16 protein-coding genes are annotated in these 18866 nt (G+C 57.7%); 3 read left to right on the forward strand and 13 right to left on the reverse strand.

The features are described 5' to 3' along the window. Positions 1–26: 26 nt before the first annotated feature. The 13 genes from JHD62_RS07680 to JHD62_RS07740 all read right to left on the reverse strand — a co-directional run bounded on the left by JHD62_RS07680 (position 27) and on the right by JHD62_RS07740 (position 15648). Entirely contained in the window at positions 27–1229 is a 1203-nt protein-coding gene (locus JHD62_RS07680; protein ID WP_199102408.1) for an acetyl-CoA C-acyltransferase, read from the reverse strand. 65 nt (positions 1230–1294) lie between these two features. After that, positions 1295–3670, reverse strand: a complete 2376-nt coding sequence (locus JHD62_RS07685) for a 3-hydroxyacyl-CoA dehydrogenase/enoyl-CoA hydratase family protein (RefSeq protein WP_199102409.1) — start codon at positions 3668–3670, stop codon at positions 1295–1297. Between the two features lie 123 nt (positions 3671–3793). Beyond that, positions 3794–5122, reverse strand: coding sequence for an OmpP1/FadL family transporter (locus JHD62_RS07690; RefSeq protein ID WP_199102410.1), 1329 nt, complete (start codon positions 5120–5122; stop codon positions 3794–3796). Between the two features lie 174 nt (positions 5123–5296). Continuing rightward, positions 5297–5677, reverse strand: coding sequence for an acyl-CoA thioesterase (locus JHD62_RS07695; RefSeq protein ID WP_062789005.1), 381 nt, complete (start codon positions 5675–5677; stop codon positions 5297–5299). 105 nt (positions 5678–5782) lie between these two features. Continuing rightward, positions 5783–8236: an acyl-CoA dehydrogenase gene (locus JHD62_RS07700; RefSeq protein ID WP_199102411.1), complete on the reverse strand. Its 2454-nt coding sequence runs from the start codon at positions 8234–8236 to the stop codon at positions 5783–5785. 26 nt (positions 8237–8262) lie between these two features. Then, entirely contained in the window at positions 8263–8904 is a 642-nt protein-coding gene (locus JHD62_RS07705; RefSeq protein WP_045848053.1) for a TetR/AcrR family transcriptional regulator, read from the reverse strand. Between the two features lie 206 nt (positions 8905–9110). Next, positions 9111–10295 carry an O-succinylhomoserine sulfhydrylase gene (locus tag JHD62_RS07710; protein WP_199102412.1) on the reverse strand — a complete coding sequence of 395 codons (1185 nt, stop codon included), beginning with the start codon at positions 10293–10295 and terminating at the stop codon, positions 9111–9113. A gap of 184 nt (positions 10296–10479) precedes the next feature. Continuing rightward, entirely contained in the window at positions 10480–12012 is a 1533-nt protein-coding gene (purF, locus tag JHD62_RS07715; protein WP_199102413.1) for an amidophosphoribosyltransferase, read from the reverse strand. Between the two features lie 112 nt (positions 12013–12124). Next, complete coding sequence (locus tag JHD62_RS07720; protein ID WP_045848050.1) at positions 12125–12619, reverse strand: CvpA family protein; 495 nt, start codon at positions 12617–12619, stop codon at positions 12125–12127. A 6-nt stretch (positions 12620–12625) separates the two neighbouring features. Then, complete coding sequence (locus JHD62_RS07725) at positions 12626–13549, reverse strand: SPOR domain-containing protein (RefSeq protein WP_199102414.1); 924 nt, start codon at positions 13547–13549, stop codon at positions 12626–12628. Between the two features lie 7 nt (positions 13550–13556). After that, entirely contained in the window at positions 13557–14822 is a 1266-nt protein-coding gene (gene folC / locus JHD62_RS07730) for a bifunctional tetrahydrofolate synthase/dihydrofolate synthase (RefSeq protein ID WP_199102429.1), read from the reverse strand. After that, positions 14822–15283: a protein YgfX gene (locus tag JHD62_RS07735; protein WP_199102415.1), complete on the reverse strand. Its 462-nt coding sequence runs from the start codon at positions 15281–15283 to the stop codon at positions 14822–14824. Before JHD62_RS07735 ends, folC begins: the two co-directional genes overlap by 1 nt. Positions 15284–15291: 8 nt before the next feature. Then, positions 15292–15648 (reverse strand): hypothetical protein, encoded by a 357-nt coding sequence (locus JHD62_RS07740; protein ID WP_045848075.1) that lies wholly within the window; start codon positions 15646–15648, stop codon positions 15292–15294. Positions 15649–15757: 109 nt separating this feature from the next. Between JHD62_RS07740 and JHD62_RS07745 the strand changes: the two genes are divergently transcribed. From JHD62_RS07745 to JHD62_RS07755, 3 genes are read left to right on the forward strand one after another with little or no spacing between them, the layout of a single operon-like run. After that, entirely contained in the window at positions 15758–17677 is a 1920-nt protein-coding gene (locus JHD62_RS07745) for an ATP-binding cassette domain-containing protein (protein WP_199102416.1), read from the forward strand. After that, positions 17674–18225, forward strand: coding sequence for a C40 family peptidase (locus JHD62_RS07750; RefSeq protein WP_233160746.1), 552 nt, complete (start codon positions 17674–17676; stop codon positions 18223–18225). The genes JHD62_RS07745 and JHD62_RS07750 overlap by 4 nt, the downstream gene beginning before the upstream one ends. A gap of 2 nt (positions 18226–18227) precedes the next feature. After that, positions 18228–18803 (forward strand): hypothetical protein, encoded by a 576-nt coding sequence (locus JHD62_RS07755; protein ID WP_199102417.1) that lies wholly within the window; start codon positions 18228–18230, stop codon positions 18801–18803. The last annotated feature ends 63 nt before the right edge of the window (positions 18804–18866 follow it).

Genomic DNA, 18866 nt, shown 5'->3' on the forward strand with positions numbered 1-18866 from the left:
GGCGTTTTTCATGCTGCGGTAGTTGTTTACAACACTTCAATAATGCCTGCCGCACCCATGCCGGTACCGATACACATGGTGACCATGCCATAGCCCTGCTGGCCGGCATTACGCATGCCATGCACCAGCGTGGCAGTACGAATCGCCCCGGTAGCACCCAGTGGGTGACCCAGCGCAATGGCACCACCATGCGGGTTGATCTTGCTGGTATCCAGCGCCAGATCACGCGTCACGGCCAATGCTTGCGCAGCAAAAGCCTCGTTCAGCTCGATCCACTTCAGATCATCCTGTGTGATACCTGCTTGCTGGCAGGCAGCCGGGATGGCTTCTTTCGGGCCGATCCCCATGATTTCCGGTGGCACACCCTTCACGGCAAAGGTGACATAGCGTGCCAGCGGCACCAGGTTGAACTCTTTCAGCACACGCTCGGACACCAGAATCACCGCGCCGGCACCGTCGGACATTTGCGAAGAGTTACCGGCGGTCACCGAGCCCTTGGCATCAAATACCGTTTTCAGCTTGGCCAGGCCTTCCAGCGTGGTCTCGCGACGCGGACCTTCGTCGGTATCCAGCAGCTTGGTCTTGCTGATGACTTCACCGGTTTCCAGATTCGGGGTGCGATAAGTCACCTCCAGCGGGGTGATTTCGCTCTTGAAGGCACCGGAATCAATAGCGGCAATAGCACGACGATGCGACTCGACGGCAAAAGCGTCCTGGTCTTCACGCGACACACCCCACTGCTGGGCTACTTTTTCTGCCGTCAGGCCCATGCCGTAAGCGATGGCATAGTTTTCATCCTTGGCAAAAATTTCCGGGTTCAGCGACACCTTGTTACCCATCATCGGCACCAGCGACATGGACTCGGCACCCGCGGCAATCACCACGTCGGCCTCACCCAGGCGAATGCGGTCAGCCGCCATCTGTACCGCATTGATACCGGACGAGCAGTAACGGTTGATGGTGATACCGCCAACGGTATTGGGCAGCCCCGCCAGCAACACACCGATACGTGCCATGTTCAGGCCCTGCTCCGCTTCCGGAAAGGCACAACCCACCACGCAGTCGGAAATCAGTTTCGGATCGAGCGTCGGCACCTGGGCCAGCGCGCCGGTAATCACATGCGCCAGCATGTCATCCGGACGCACATGACGCATCATGCCACGCGGTGCCTTGCCCACCGGGGTACGGGTGGCAGCGACGATATAAGCTTCCTGTACTTGCTTGACCATTTTTCAATCTCCTTGCAGCCGACGGCTCCGCCCCTCGCGGCCGTCGGTCTGATGCATTGTTCGTATTAGTTGCGCAGCGGTTTGCCGGTGGTGAGCATGTTGGCAATGCGATCCTGGGTTTTGGAATTTTGCAGCAGGGTCATGAAGGCCTTGCGTTCCAGATCCAGAATCCACTGCTCGTTCACCAGCGTACCGGCCTCAACATCACCACCGGTCATGACATCGGCGATTTGCGAAGCAATGAAGAAGTCATGCTGGGAGATGAAATTGCCTTCCAGCATATTGATCAGCGAGCCCTTGATGGAAGCGGCACCAGAGCGGCCAGCCACCGGGAAACCCTTTACCTTCAGTGGTGGACGATAGCCGGATTCAGCCATGGCCAGCGCTTGCTGCTTGGCGACATACAGCAGTTCGTAAGCATTGAATACCACCGGATCGCCCTTGCGGAAGAAGCCGATTTCCTGCGCTTCCTGACCGCTGGTGGCCACTTTGGCAGTAGCAATCGCCATGAAGTAATCCTTCAGTGCGGCCAAAACATCACCCTTGGCTTCCTGTGCGGCACGCAGGGCGAATTCCTTGCAACCGCCACCGCCCGGCAACAGGCCAACACCCACTTCTACCAGACCAACGTAGGACTCCAATGCTGCGACGGTTTTGTCGCAGTGCATGGCGAATTCGCAACCGCCGCCGAATACATAACCCTGGGTTGCCGCCACGGTAGGCACCTGGCTGTAACGCAGGCGCATGGAGGTTTCCTGGAAGCGGCGCACGGTAGCGTCAATGGCAGCCCAGTCGCCAGTCATGAAGGCAGGCAGCATGGATTGCAAGTCGGCACCAACCGAGAAAGGCTCTTCGGTTTGCCAGATCACCAAGCCCTTGAAGCGTTGCTCTGCAATATCCAGTGCGGTGTTCAAACCGGTGATGACATCCGGGCCAATGGCATGTGCCTTGGACTTGAACGACACCACCAGGATGTCATCGCCCGTGGTAAAGGCACGTACGCCATCGTTTTCGAATACGGTTTCACCCAGCGGAGCAGCCGCTTCACCCAGCACACGCGCCGGTGCCAACTGGCGTTGGTATACGTCCAGCGTGGAGCGGCCTACCAGGTTCTGACCCGCCGCATTGTAGGAGCCATCAGCAAAATGCACGCCGGCACGGTCAGCCTGCAATGCCCAGGCAGGCAATGCAGCACCGGACAAGGCTTTGCCGGCCTTGATGTCTTCGTCAATCCACTGTGCTACCTGCTGCCAACCGGCAGCTTGCCAGGTTTCAAACGGGCCGACTGACCAGCCAAAGCCCCAGCGAATGGCGAAGTCCACATCGCGTGCGCAGTTGGCAATATCAGCCAGGTGGTAAGAGATGTAATGGAAAACATCACGGAAGCAGGCCCACAGGAACTGTGCCTGCGGATGCTCACTCGCGCGCAGCTGACGGAATTTTTCGGCCGGGTCGGCAATTTTCAGGATGTCCTTGACCGCATCATCACCCTTTTGCCCGCCACCAACGTATTCGCCGCTGGCCGCGTCGAACACGAACATTTTCTTGCCGTCTTTCTTGTAGATACCAACCTTGGTCTTGGCACCCAGCGCACCGGCTGCAATCAGCTTCTGCAACCATTCCGGCGATTTGAACAAGCCATGCCACGGGTCACCCGGCAGGGTGTCGTCCATGGTTTTCACTACGTGGGCAAAAGTGTCCAGGCCTACAACGTCTGCAGTACGGAAGGTGGCAGACTTGGGGCGACCCAGGCGCGGGCCGGTCAGGTCGTCGACAATATCAAAGCGGATACCGAATTTTTCGGCATTGGCGATGGTTGCCAGCATGGAGAACACACCAATGCGGTTGGCAACAAAGTTGGGGGTATCCTTGGCGCGTACCACACCCTTGCCCAGGGTGGAAACCAGGAAACGCTCCAGATTGTCCAGCATGCCCGCATCCGACGTTACGCACGGGATGATCTCGACCAGGTGCATGTAACGCGGCGGGTTGAAAAAGTGCACGCCGCAGAAGCGCGGACGCACGGTATCGGGACAGCTCTCGGCCAGCTTGTTGATGGACAGGCCAGAGGTGTTGGTGGCGAAAATGGTGTGTTCACCCAGATGCGGTGCCACCTTGTGGTACAGATCACCCTTCCAGTCCATGCGCTCGGCAATGGCCTCGATTACTAGGTCACAATCCTTGAGCAGGTGCAGGTGGTCTTCGTAGTTGGCCGGTTCGATATAGCCAACTGCGTCTTTATTGGACAGCGGGGACGGCTTGAGTTTTTTCAGGCCATCCAGTGCCTTGAGCACGATGCCATTCTTGTTGCCTTCTTTGGCGGGCAAATCAAACAGGATGGTCGGTACTTTGGCATTGACCAGATGAGCGGCAATCTGCGCACCCATCACGCCAGCACCCAGCACTGCCACCTTGCGTACATTGAACTTGGTTTGAGACATGGTTTCCTCGTTATGTTGAAACTCATCAATCATGGGGCAGGCCCCTCATGCCTGCCTTGCTGTCGGGCGGTGGCGACTTTCGCCGCCACTGCCCTGCCACGCCCCTAAACCTTGACTGTCTGTTTAGAAGCTGTAGTTGTACTGCAGACCAATCAACTGCAGATTGGTTTTGTAAGAACCTTTGGTGGTTTCGCCATTACCCGTGCAGGTTGTAGAGGTAGGTGAGCAGGCATCGGTGTAGTTGACATTGGCATTCTTGAAGAAGACATAAGAATAGGCAAAGTCGATCGAAGACTGCTTGCTCAGCTTGTAGTTTGCACCAAAGGACAGCCAGTAGCGGTCACTATCCGGCAGAGCAGGATGGGTTTCGTCGGCATTCTTGACCGGGGACTGGTCCCAGGCGACACCAGTACGCAGCAGCAGATCATCACTGTAATGGTAGTTGGCACCCAGCGACAGCTTGTAGGTATCGCGCCAGCCTTGCTTGATCACCAGATCGCCTTCACCCGGCTGACTGAACTTGATGTCAATCTGATCCAAACGCGAATGACGCGTCCAGGTCAGATCGGCCATCAGGTCGACCTTGTCATTCAGCTTGTGGAAACCATTCACCGAAATAGATTCCGGCGTATCAACCGTTACAGTGCCATCCGAATTTACGTGATGGAAATTGTTTTGGATGATGGATGCAAACGAACCTGCACCCCGCAGATCCCAGTAGGCCTGTCCATCAAGCTTCTGACGGATATTGGAGCGGTAGGCCACACCAAAACGGGTGGCGTCATCCAATTGGTACATGTAACCGAGATTGAAACCGAAACCCCAACCGTCTGCACTTAATGAAGCTTGACCATCGGTACCGCCAACAACTGACAAGTCAACAGCCTTGCTCAGATAAGCTTTCATGTATTGCGCTGAAACACCAAAACCAAAGGCGTGGTGATCATCCAGCTTGTAAGATACTGATGGATTGAAGTTCAGCGTTTCGAGCTTAATGCTTTCCAGCGAATAGCGGCCCGCCCAGGTTTGACCGTAATTCAGATCAGCGCCAAACGGTACAAACACACCGAGACCAACCGTCCATTTATCGTTGATCTGATGCGTTGCATAGAACGATGGCGCAACAACATAGTCCGGCGTGTAGCCGCTCGCACTGCCACCACCGGTCGAATTGCCTTCATTGGTTTTCGAGCCGTTATCGGTATAGCTGGAATCCGGCACGACCAGGGTCAAACCACCGGAGAAGTTGGTGCCGGTCAGACGCGACATACCAGCCGGGTTGTAAAAGATGGTGGAGGCGTCATTGGCTTCTGCGCTGTTGGCAAATGCCGTGCCTTGCGCGGAAACGCTTTGCGAGCCGAAGTGGTAACCGGAAGCCAGTGCTGTGGAAGAGAACGCCCCGACGGCAACTCCCATGAGCATCACGGATTGGCTGAGGTGCTTCAGTTTCATGTGTCATCCCTCTCTTGCGAATATATCTGTATGTAGTCCTAGTCGCTTTTTATGTCCGTATTACTACGGATCAATTTGGATACTACCAGAGAATCTAAGCATGTCCACCAAAATAAGAGCGTTTGTTCCAAACGATCGTTTTACACAACAAACAAGCAACAAACACTCTTAAATTCAACCAACTTCCGCCAAGTTACGCGATTTACCATCAACATCAATTGCCACAAAAGTGGCAATCACCTCCGTAACAAACACCAGCTCGCCATCCAGCCGCTCCGCCTCAACCGATATCTTCAGCGTGACTGACTTTTGCCCTACTCGCAGCCTTTCCACATACAGATTGACCACATCGCCCAACAAGATGGGATGGGTAAACTGGAAGGCATTCACCGCCACCGTCGCCACCGGTCCCCGCGCCAGGCGCTCCGCATCCAGGCTGCCTGCCATGTCGATCTGCCCCATCAACCAACCGGCCTGTACCCGCCCGTAGGCATTGGTGGCAGTTGGCAGGGCTCGTACCCGCAAGGTAGGCAGGCGAGGTGTGGTGGAATCCATAAGGCGCTCCTGGTGATCGCTCAGTCAAATTGCCGCAACACGGCAACTTGACTGAACGGCCGGATGAAGAATCACCCGGCAATCCATTCAGTGTAGAAAACAGGCTTAGAAAATGTGGCGCTTCAGCAATGCTGCATCATGCTGTTCCAGAGCCATGTCGAAATCATCCACCATGATGACATCGCGCTTGAGCTTGCGTGCACGGGTGACCGCATCAAAATCAGCCTGGGTGATCAAGCCGCTTTGCAAGGCCTCTTCCAGTCGCTCACGCGCAGTAATGCGTGAGAACTTGCCATCACGCGCCAGCTTGCGCAGCTTCTGTTCGACTGGCTCTGTTGCCAGGATGGCATCCAGTGCATGGCGCAGCACACCGACGGCGTCTTCTTCCGAAGGCGATACATACATGCCCCGGGTCAAGCGATCGCGCATGCCGCCCGGCTCCATCATGGCGCGCGCCACCTTGGTGCCAATGCGATCCGAAGCAGGCTTGAGGGTGAGGCCCCACGGGAAGATGATTTTGCGCAGCACCCAGGCCAGACCACGGCTGGGCAGGTTGGCCAGAAAGCCATCCATTGCCTGTTGCAGATCAAACAATGCGTTTTCCACCGCCCAGCGCAGCACGGCCAGGTCTTCCTTGGGTGCGCCATCGCGTTCAAAACGCTTGAGGCAAGCCGTGGCAATGTACAAATTGGACAACATGTCACCCAGGCGGGCCGACAGCTTTTCGCGGAACTTCAGCGAGCCACCCAGGCTGAACATGGCCATGTCGGACAGCAAGGCAAAAGCACTGGAGAAACGGGTGATCTGCTTGTAGTAAAGCGCGGTTTCGCCACCACGTGGCGCACCGGCAAAGCGGGCGCCGGTCAGCCCCAGCCACAGCGAACGGAACACATTGCTGATGACGAAGTTGATGTGACCGGTAATGGCACGATCAAACTCGGCAGCATCATTGGCCATGGCGGCTTTCATCTCGCGCAATACAAACGGATGGCAGCGGATGGCACCCTGACCGTAGATGATCATCGAACGGGTGAGGATGTTGGCACCTTCCACCGTAATGCCGATCGGGATGGACTGATAGGCACGTGCCAGATAGTTGCGCGGCCCCAGCACCACGGCCTTGCCACCGTGAATGTCCATCGCATCATTGATGGTTTTGCGCATGCGCTCAGTGTTGTGATACTTGAGCACAGCAGACAGCACCGATGGCTTCTCGCCCATGTCCAGACCGGTCAGCGCCAGATCCTGCGAAGCTTCCATCTGGTAGGTATAACCACCGATGCGCGCCATGGCTTCGTCCACACCTTCGAACTTGCCGATGGGCAGGCCGAACTGGTCGCGAATACGGGCATAAGCACCAGTGGTGAAGGTGGTTACCTTGCCGCAGGCCACCGACATGGCCGGCAGGGAAATGCAGCGACCAACCGACAGACACTCCACCAGCATGCGCCAGCCCTGACCGGCGAATTCACGCCCGCCAATGATCCACTCCAGCGGAATGAATACATCCTTGCCCCAGGTCGGGCCATTCATGAATACCGCGCCACCCGGAAAATGACGGCGGCCAATGCAGACGCCTTCATGCTCGGTCGGCACCAGTGCGCAGGTAATGCCGATCTCTTCCTTGTCGCCCAGCAGGTGGTCCGGGTCGTACATCTTGAATGCCAGGCCCAGAATGGTGGCGACCGGTGCCAGGGTAATCCAGCGCTTTTCCCAGCTGACGCGCAGGCCCAACACGTTTTCGTGCCGCTGGCCGCTGCGCGGGTCGGTATAGCTGCCACGGCATACAATGCCATAGTCAGGAATGCTGCCAGCGTCCGAACCGGCATAAGGGCTGGTCAGGGCGAAGCACGGCACTTCCACACCCTTGGCCAGGCGCGGCAGGTAATAGTCTTTTTGTGCTTCGGTGCCATAGTGCTGCAGCAACTCACCCGGGCCGAGCGAGTTGGGCACCATGACCGACACCGCAGCAGAGCCGCCACGGGTAGCGATCTTGGTGACCACTTTGGCGTGGGCATAGTTGGAGAACTCCAGACCGCCATACTTCTTCTTGACGATCATGCCCAGAAAGCCGTTGTCCTTGATGAACTGCCACACTTCCGGCGGCAAGTCCTTCAGCTCGTGGGTGATCTTCCAGTCGTCGATCATCGCGCACAGCTGCTCGGTGGGGCCATCCAGGAAAGCCTGCTCTTCTGCGCTCAGCTTGGCATCCGGGAAGGCCAACAGACGCTGGTAATCCGGCTTGCCGGAGAACAGGTCCCTATCCCACCACACCGTACCGGCATTGATCGCTTCCTGTTCGGTCTGCGACATCGCCGGGGTGATTTTCTTGAAGATACCGAATGCCGGGCCTGTGAAAACGGCGCGACGCAGCGGAACGATATTCAGCACAAGTGCCAGAAGTGCAAACACACCCCAGACAATGGTGGAAACCGGGCAGCCAAACGCAAATTGCAGGCTGGCAAGCCAGGCTGCCAGCCCCACAGTCCACACCAGCACCGGCGCGCGATAGTACGCCATCACACCAAGCAGTGCGATGAGAAGAACAGCAGCAAACATTGTGATTTACCCTCGTGTTGACCCTGCTAACCCTTGACAGGCGAGACCAACCCGGCAACCACAAATGGCACAAGATACTTCACGATCATGTCTGGATCCCGCGCGGAAACAATCTGGCTGCGTGTGAAAATCTTCAGCACATCATTTCCGGCGAAAGCGTTGAACATGACGCTGAATGCAAAGTGCATTCTCCAGGCCAGCTCCTCCACCCCAAGCTCTGGCAGCGCATGATGAAATGCGCGCGAGTAGCGTTGCACGAACACACTGTATTGCTGTGAGATGGTTTCACGCAGCAGCCGGTGGTTTTCCACCAAAGTACGTGACAGAAGTCTGACAAACAGGGCCCCGCCCCTCGCAGGGTCCTTGGACAGCGCCAGACACGGCCGGATGAAGGTCGTGACCAAGCCTTCCACTGACAGCTTCTCTTCTCTTGCCTCCAGCTCGTCGAGTTCAGCCAGACAGGACGCAATCAAGGGCGCCAGCCTGCGCATGAACACGGCTTCAAACAGTGCATCCTTCGAGCCGAAGTGATAGTTCACCGCGGCCAGGTTGACTTCGGCCTGCTGAGTAATCATGCGAAGCGAGGTAGCCTCGAATCCGTGCTCCACGAACAGACGTTCGGAAACGTCAAGAATGCGTGTTGCCGTATCCGGGCGGCTGGCTTCCATGTTCTCTTGTGCCTTTTTTGTACTTGCAGGGTATTTAGTCTTGTCCATCTCAGCTTTCGAACAAGCGTTTCAAACTTACGTTTTAATTTGATCAGTGTCAAGAGCACCCTCCTTGCAATATGGATGGATTTCCAGTACACCATCGCGAAAACGGCAGTCTAAAGTCTAGACTGCCGTTCGTTTGAATGAAACGCAGGTATCAATATTTAGTCAAGTCCACGCGCCAGGTCCCGTTTCAGGTCCTCGACATTTTCCAGGCCCACGGCCACCCGAATCAGGCCCTCCTCGATGCCGGCTTTCTGCCGCACTTCAGGCGCCACCCGCGCATGCGTGGTAGATGCCGGGTGGGTAATTGTACTCTTTACGTCGCCAAGATTGGCAGTACGTGAAATCAGTTCCACTCCATCCACCAGTCGCCACGCACCGGCACGCCCGCCTTTCACCACAAACGACACCACCGCACCACCCGCTTTTTGCTGACGCTGCGCCAGCTCATGCTGCGGATGACTGGGCAGTCCCGGGTAATACACCCGTTCGATGGCGGGATGTGCCTCCAGCCAGCGCGCCAGTTCCAAGGCATTGGCACTGTGTTTTTCCATGCGCAGCGACAAGGTTTCCAGACCGGACAACAACACCCAGGCATTGAACGGGGCCAGGGTCGGGCCGGCAGCGCGCACATGCAGGTAAACCTGCTCAACCAGCGCATCACTGCCCACGACCGCGCCACCCATCACACGGCCATGACCATCCAGGTATTTGGTGGCGGAATGCATGACCAGATCGGCCCCCAGCTTCAGTGGCTGCTGCAAGGCCGGCGAACAGAAGCTGTTATCCACCACCAGCAAGGCATTGTGACGATGAGCAAGGTCGGCAATGGCCGCGATATCCGCAATCTCGGTCGGCGGATTGGAGGGTGTTTCCAGGAAAAACAGCTTGCTGTTGGGCTTGGCCGCAGCCTCCCATGCTGTCAGATCTCGGGCATCGACAAAGGTGGTTTCCACGCCGAATTTTGCCAGCAGTCCGGTAAACAGATTGGTGGTGGAACCGAACAGGCTTTGCGAGGAGACAATGTGATCACCCGCCTTGAGCAGACTCATCATGATGGCCTGAATGGCGGCCATGCCAGTAGCGGTGGCAATGGCACGCTCGCCGCCCTCCATCAGCGCCAGTCGTTGCTGGAAGGCCGTGACAGTGGGATTGGTGAAGCGGGAATAGGTATAGCCTTCGATTTCACCCATGAACATGGCTGCGGCCTGCTCTGCCGACTCATAACAGAAGCTGGAAGTCAGATGCAGGGCCTGGCTGTGCTCGCGATATTCACTGCTTTCGCGGCCACCACGGATCGCCAGTGTTTCAGGATGATATTGTTGCGGATTGTTTTCGACTGACATGATGATTCTCGAATCTTGTTGCCGGGAACAAGCCACCATGGCTTGCCACCGTCTTGTGCAGGCTATCTTGCCTGATCAGTACCAGTTATCTAAATGAAATTGCGGCATAACGATGTCAGCCGTCGGCAGCATGCCCGCGCCACCATGAAAAAAACCGGCCGAAGCCGGTTTTTCTGAGCCTGACTTACATCAGGTTTTGCTCTGCCACATTCAGGTTCAAATCAATCATCTGGGTGCTGACCGGATTTTCCTCTTTCTTGTCGGCACCGCGGGCGCACTCGATGGCATCCAGATAAGCCGCCGTAATATCGCCAGTGATGTACTTGCCATCGAAGCAGGAGGTTTCGAACTCGTGCAGCTTCGGATTCACCGAATGCACTGCTTCTTGCAAGGCCGACAGGTCCTGGTAAATCACCGCATCCGCGCCAATTTCTGCCGCAATTTCCAGTTCGGTGCGACCGGTGGCCAGCAGCTCGGCACGGGTCGGCATGTCGATACCGTAAACGTTGGGGAAGCGGACCGCCGGTGCTGCGGAAGCAAAGTACACTTTCCTGGCACCAGCATCACGCGCCATCTGCACGATTTCCTTGGACGTGGTACCACGCACGATGGAGTCATCCACCAGCAGTACATTGCGATCCTTGAATTCGCAGGCAACCGGGTTGAGCTTCTGGCGAACCGATTTCTTGCGCACGGCCTGACCCGGCATGATGAAGGTGCGGCCAATATAACGGTTCTTGATGAAGCCTTCGCGGTATGGCAAGCCCAGGCTGTTGGCCAGCGCCAAGGCACTTGGACGGCTGGTATCCGGAATCGGCATGACCACGTCGATGTCCAGCTCCGGCAACACGCGGCGGATTTTCTCGCCCAGCTTCTCACCCATCACGATACGTGCCTGATAAACCGAAGCACCGTCAATCACCGAATCCGGACGGGCAAAGTAGACATATTCGAACAAACAGGGTGCGTGGCGGACTTCCTTGGCACACTGACGGGCGTGAAAATCACCATCGAAGCTGACAAACACACCCTCACCCGGCTCGACATCACGCAGCGTGCTGAAGCCGGAGCAGTCCAGCGCAACCGATTCGGAAGCAAACATGTACTCGGTCTTGCCACTACCCTGCGTGCTGCCGATCACCAGCGGGCGAATGCCATTGGGGTCACGGAAAGCCACCAGGCCATAACCGGCGATCAGCGCCACCACGGCATAAGCACCACGCACACGGCGATGCACAGCTTCGATGGCACCAAAGATGGCATCCACGCTCAATTCAAAGCCCACCACACGCTCGGCCAGTTCATGGGCGAATACATTGAGCAGGACTTCCGAGTCGGAATTGGTGTTGATGTGACGCAGGTCGTGACGGAACATGTCCGCCTTCAACTCGTCGGTATTGGTCAGGTTGCCGTTGTGCGCCAACACGATGCCGAAGGGCGAGTTGACATAGAACGGCTGAGCCTCGGCCAGACTGGAAGCAGAACCGGCCGTCGGGTAGCGCACGTGTGCGATACCGGCATTGCCCATCAGGGAGCGCATATTGCGGGTGCGGAATACATCGCGCACCATGCCGCTGCCCTTGTGCATGTGAAAGGTCTTGCCACTGGAGGTGACAATACCCGCCGCATCCTGCCCACGGTGCTGCAGCACTTGCAGTCCGTCATACAACAACTGATTGACGGGGGACTGCCCTACCACGCCTAGAATTCCACACATTGCTCTACTCTCTCTTCCCAACTACCAGGATTTTCAGACAAAACCTACAGCCAAAGAAAAAGGCGGAAATCTTGAGGTGAAGATATCAAGATAATCCGCCTGTTCCATCACACTAACCGGTGTAATGCAGATTGTCTGCCAGCATGGCTGGCAGCCAGGGCCTTAATGACAAGGCCAGTGATTCGAATGGAGCGGCCAATACCGCATTCCTCCACATAGGCTGGCGCGGCATGTCGCTCAAGCCGCCCACCAGCACCAGCACCGTGACCAGCACCAGCCCGCGAGCCAGGCCGAACACGGCACCCATCAATCGGTTCAGACCACCCAGACCGGCCGAATCCAGCAGACTGGTCAGGGTGATACGCAATAATGCCGTGGCCAGCCACGACAGGAAAAACAGCAGCACAAAAGAAGCCAGCAGACGCAAACCCTGGCTTGGCAATTCGTTGGGCATGAAGCTTGCCACCAGTGGCGACAACTCCTTGGCACACCAGAAAGCCAGCAGCCAGGAGCCCAGCGAAAGCACCTCGGCCACCAGGCCGCGCACCATGGCCACCAGCACGGAACCAAGCAGGATGGCGATCACAATGTAGTCAAAGACGGTCATCGTTGCTTACTTGCTCACGACAATGCCGGAAACCCCAGCCTGGGAAAGCTTGCGCAATGCAGCTTCTGCCTCTGCCCGGCTGGCAAACGGCCCGACCCGCACACGGGTGACTTCACCCTTGCTGGTTTGTACCTTGCTGAAGTGGGCAGACACCCCAAGGGCAGACAACTTGTTCTTGAGTGCATCGGCCTTGGCCGGGTCTGACAGTGCCGCCAGCTGGATCACGGATTTGCCATTGCCGACATTATCCACTTTTTCCGGCTTGGACTCACTTTTCTTTACAGCAGCCGGCTTGCTTGCCGGTTCGTCATCAAAATGACCAGACAAAATGGCTGCCGGGTCAGGCTGTTTATGCTTGGCCGGAGCTGGTTTCTCCGCCTTGGCAGGCTTGCTGTCAGCCACTACCGGCTGACGCGCTTCCACCGGTTTGCTGGCCACTTTCTTTTTCGGCGGCTCGTGCACCAGCGGCTGGCTGGCGCCTTCCGGGGCCTTGGCCTTGGACTGCCCGGCGGCGATGGCACCTACCGTCGCCACCGCTGCAACTGCTGCAGGTGCCGTCACACTGGCAGTGGTGGCTGCAGGTTTGTCCGGCACCACGGAATTCAGATCTGCCGGCAGCTGGGTGCCGGCAGTTTTGGCAGCCGGAGCAGACGCACTGGCCAGAGCCGGAGCCGATGCCACCGGCTTGCCAACAGCAGGTGCAGAAGCACTGGCCACATGCACGGCCGGAGGCAACGCAGTTTCTGCCGGAGCGCCGGAAGCTTCACTGGCGATCTCCACCGACTCCGGGCGCATTTGCTGATCCGGCAGATGACCAACCACATTCCACAGGACGCCCGTGGATACCGTCACCAGCACAACCGCACCAACCAGGCGACGCCGGGCACGCTTGCGCAACAAAATCAGTTCATCGTGGGCAGACAGTGCCATGCCATCCTCAAGTGCGTTGCCGACGGGCTTCCAGCACCTCGGCAACAGTGTGGAAAGAGCCAAAAACGGTAATTCTATCATTCTCGCCCGCTGCCGATAAGGCAGCTTGCCAGGCAGACGCAACATCATCGAAGGCGCGTACCTTGCCGATGCCCAGCGCATTCAGTTGCGCGGCAATCTGGGTGCCGCTCTGCCCGCGTGGCATATCAAGGCCAGCCACGAACCAGCCATCGAATTCATCCTTGGCCAGTTCGGCCACGGCAGCCAGGTCCTTGTCCGCCAGCATGGAAAATACTGCGTAACGGTTTTCGGCAAACGGCAACTGGCGCAGGCTGGCCACCATGGCCTTGACCGCATGCGGGTTGTGACCGACATCCAGCACCACCACCGGCCGCCCCGGCAATACCTGGAAACGACCGGGCCATTCCACTTCGACCAGGCCTTGCTTGAGCGCGCCAATGCCAACCGGCAGACGCTCATGCAGGCAGTCGAGCACCGCCAATGCAGCTGCGGCATTGCCCAGCTGGTAGCCACCACGCAGCGCAGGCATGGGCAAGGCATGGCGACGTGCGCTGCCCATCTGGAAGGACCATTGATTGTCCATGCGGCTATAGCTGTAATCGCGGCCCAGCAGTTTGAGGTCGGCACCGATGGCCGCGGCATGATCCAGCAAGCGCTGCGGAGGCTGCGGGTCTGCGCAGATGGCTGGCTTGCCTGGCCGGTAGATGCCGGCTTTCTCGAAGCCGATATCCTCGCGGTTGTCACCCAGAATGGCAGCATGGTCGATATCCACGCTTACCACCACCGACACATCCGGCTCGAAGATGTTCACTGCATCCAGCCGCCCCCCCAGGCCCACTTCCATGATGGCCACATCGACTTTTTCTTCGATAAAGCTGTGCATGGCACCCAGGGTGCCAAACTCGAAATAGGTCAGCGAGGTATCACCCCGCGCTGCATCGATGGCGGCAAAACTGTTGATGATGCGCTCATCGCTCACCGGTTTGAGGTCGATTGCCACCCGCTCGTTGTAGTGCTGGATGTGCGGCGAGGTGTAACAGCCCACCTTGAAACCGGCACGCTGATACATGGTGGAGAGCATGGCACACACCGAACCCTTGCCATTGGTCCCTGCCACCATGATGACCGGAAACGTGGGCTGCACCTGCATGGCATTCCACACTTTGCGTACCCGTTCCAGACCCATGTCTATGGTGGTGACATGCAGGCCTTCCAGCCATTGCAACCATTCGTTCAGCGTCGTTCTTTGCATCATGGATTTTCCAAAACAGCAGGTGTATCCCGCTTAGCTTCCGGATGGAACCACAGCAGGTAGACCCGCAATTGCCGCAGCGCTTCCAGATCGGCACTATCCGGCAACAACAGGCAACTGTGACGACGGCCTGCGGCCGTCACATTGACGATGACAAACCAAGGTGACACAAAACAGTCGTCGCGCAGTTGCACGTGCAGCACACGATCACCTTGCAACCACAGCATGCGCCCTTGGGCATCCACTTCGATACGCCGCACCGTTTGCCGCTTTGCCCAGCCATTGGTGCGCAAGGCAATCCAGCCAAGCAAGCACTGCAACGGAATAAGCGCCCACATGCGCGGCTGATAAAGCATCAACAAGACAGCAGACAAGGCCAGCACACACAGCACCAGAATCAAGAAGATGCGGGACGGGCGTAATTGCAGCGCAAAGGGCGGCAGCAAGCGGGCCTTGTGCATGAGATGGCTTACAGCTCGCCTGCCGGGCTGTTGCTGATATCACCTTCTACCGTGTCCAGTACGGTAGAGTGGATTTCCACATCAAACCATTCCCAGAAGGCCTTGAGCGACATGTCCTTGGGCCACAGGTCTTCGTCGTCATACCAGGACGCCACTTCAATCTTGAACAATTGTTCGTATTGCTCGTCGATATGGGCAACCGCCTCTTCCGGCTCATTAAATTCCGGCAACAGGATCACCGTGCAGTCACTGCGCAGGCTGTCCAGGGTCAAATCCACCATATCGTTGCCGGGAACGGCATTCAGCCAGTCCAGAAATGGCTGTTTGGGTTTGATTACGGCAACCGAGCGATCAACAAAATACATGGCTTTCCTTTCCATTCCGAGTTGGCGCGCATTGTAACCCAAGTCCGCAAGGGCCAGCACGCCGCATGCTACAATTGCGGCCATTGAACCCTGATTACAAGAAGCTGCAATGTCATTGATTTCTGTTGAAAAGGCCTGCCTGGCTTTTGGCCATCACGCTTTGCTGGATAATGTCGACTTCGCACTGGAACCCGGCGAGGTCGTCGGCCTGATTGGCCGCAATGGTGCCGGCAAGTCGTCCTTGCTCAAGGGCATTGCAGGTGCCATCACGCTGGACGACGGGCGCATCAACATCAAGGGCGATGTGCGCGTGGCCTACGTGGCACAGGAGCCGGAACTCAACCCGGACGACACCGTTTTTGACGCGGTTGCCAGCGGACTGGGCGAATTGAAAGCCTTGCTGGGCGAATACCATCAGCTTACCCAGCAACTGACCCAGCCCGATGCCGATCATGAAACCGCGCTGGCACGCATGGAAGCGCTGCAACACGCGCTGGAAGCACGTGATGGCTGGCAGTTTGATGCACTGATCTCCACCACCCTCTCCCACCTGGACCTGCAACCCGACACCCTGATCCGTGAATTGTCCGGTGGCTGGAAAAAACGCGTGGCACTGGCCCGTGCACTGGCAGCCAAGCCGGACGTGCTGCTGCTGGACGAACCGACCAACCATCTGGACGTTGCTGCCATCGAATGGCTGGAAGGCTTGCTGAAGAACTTCAGCGGCAGCGTGCTGCTGATCACCCACGACCGGCGCTTTCTGGACAATGTCGCCACCCGTATTGTGGAGCTGGACCGTGGCATCCTGCGCAGCTATCCGGGCAGCTTCACCGCCTACCAGGTACGCAAGACCGAAGAAATAGCCATCGAGGAAGAGCAGAACCGCATTTTTGACAAATTCCATGCCCAGGAAGAAGTGTGGATCCGCAAGGGCATCGAGGCACGCCGTACGCGTAACGAAGGCCGTGTCCGCCGTCTGGAAGCCATTCGCCGCGAGCGTAGTGCCCGGCGCGAGCGCGTGGGTCAGGTCAATTTCCAGCTGGATGCCGGCGAACGCTCAGGCAAACTGGTGGCCGAACTGGAACATGTCAGCAAAGGCTTTGAAGGCCGCACTCTGATCAAGGACTTCACCACCCGCATCCTGCGTGGTGACAAGATTGGCCTGATCGGCCCGAATGGCGCAGGCAAGACCACCCTGCTCAAGTTGATTCTGGGTCAGCTGGAAGCGGACAGCGGCAGCATCAAGCAAGGCAGCAAGCTGGAGATTGCCTACTTCGACCAGTTCCGCGAACAGCTGGACGAGGACACCAGCGTGGCCGACATCATCAGCCAGGGCAATGACTTCGTCGAAATCGGCGGGGTGAAAAAGCATGTGATGAGCTATCTGGAAGACTTCCTGTTCTCGCCGCAACGTGCACGCAGCCCGGTGCGCTCACTGTCCGGTGGCGAACGTAACCGCCTGTTGCTGGCACGCCTGTTCACCCGTCCTGCCAATGTGCTGGTGCTGGATGAACCCACCAACGACCTGGACATCGACACCCTGGAACTTCTGGAAGATGTGATTGCTCAATACAGCGGCACAGTGTTTCTGGTCAGCCACGACCGGGCTTTCCTCGACAATGTAGTTACCCAGGTGATTGCTTTTGAAGGCAATGGCCAGCTGGAAGAATACCCGGGCGGCTATCAGGACTGGATAGACACCAAGGCGCGCATGGCTGCCATGCAGGGAGCAGTAGCCAACAAGACCACCACGACCGTCAGCAAGCCGGCTGCACCCGCCAAGCCGGAGAAGCAGCGCAGCAATCGCAAGCTTTCTTATAATGAAACCCGCGAGCTGGCCGCACTGCCGGACGAGATTGCCGCTCTGGAACAGGAACAAGCCACGCTGAACCAGCAACTGCTTGACCCGAACTGCTATCGCGACACCCCCAAGGAAGCCATTGCCTGGCAGCAGCGCATCGAAGCCATTGACGAATTGCTGCTGGAAAAACTGGCCCGCTGGGAAGAACTGGAGGCAAAACAATCATGAGCAAAACCCGGCCCACCCTGCCCTGCCCGCAACGCCGCCGCCTTTTGGGCGGTGCCATGCTGGGCACGCTGGCTTTGTGGCTGAGCGGCTGCGGCACACCGCCGAAGAAGACCAGCCACGTGCGCCCCTATCCATCACAGGACAAAACGCTGTCTGCCCTGAAGGCGGATGGCGCGGGCCGGGAAATCCTCATGTACACCCTGGGGCTGCTGGATCTGGATTACAAGTTCGGCGGTGCCAACCCGGAAGCCGGGCTGGATTGCAGCGGCATGGTCAGCTACATCTACCTGAATGCGGTGGGAGTGAAGCTGCCGCACAATGCCGCCCAGATCGCCAGCCTGGCGCGTCCCGTCAGCAACAGCCAGATGCAGGTAGGTGACCTGGTATTCTTCAACACCATGAACCGCTCCTTCTCCCACATGGGCATTTACATAGGCGACAACAAATTCGTGCATGCCCCGCGCACCAATAGCGCCATCCGGGTAGACCGGCTGGACAACAGCTATTTCTCCGCCCGCTTCGAAGGGGCGCGCACCCTGTTTGCCTGAACATGGATCATCACTGGCAAAGCCGCTTGATCCGGGGCTGGCAGCAAAGACCCACCCTGCACCGGGATGGCGTCTCCCTGCAAGAAGACTGGCTGCTGCGCAAGTTGCAGCAGGCGTTGAATGGTGATGCGCTACAGATTGACGGCCTGTCACTGCTCAGCCGGGACAGCACCCTGCATCTGACATCACAGCAACCGCTTGCAGCCAGGCTGACCCTGCACTTCGACTTCCTCCCTATCGACTGGGATAGCCGGCAAATACGACTGCGCTATCACGTGCAGGGCGAAGCCATATCCCCCTCCACCACACGCCGCCTGTTGGGCGGACTGTTGCTGGGGGTGATGGAAGGTGCGTTCGGCCACAAGGCCTTGCAACAACTGACCAAGCCGCTGGACTGGCTGAGCCTGGAGCAGGATGTTGCCATTATCGACCTCACCCGCTTGCCAGCACTGCAACAATGGCTGGACTACCCGCTGCTGGGCAAACCGCTGGCTGCGCGCCTGACCATCAAGGCCATCGAGACCAGCCCCGGCCTGCTGCGCATACGCCTTGGCCGCTCACCGGCTCCAGCAGACTGAAAAACGAAACGCATGCTGAAACATCTGGCGCAATAAAAAACCCCGCCGTAGCGGGGTTTTTCG

Origin of the sequence: Aquitalea sp. ASV11, assembly GCF_016429185.1 — a bacterium.
Classification (GTDB): Bacteria; Pseudomonadota; Gammaproteobacteria; order Burkholderiales; family Chromobacteriaceae; genus Aquitalea; species Aquitalea pelogenes.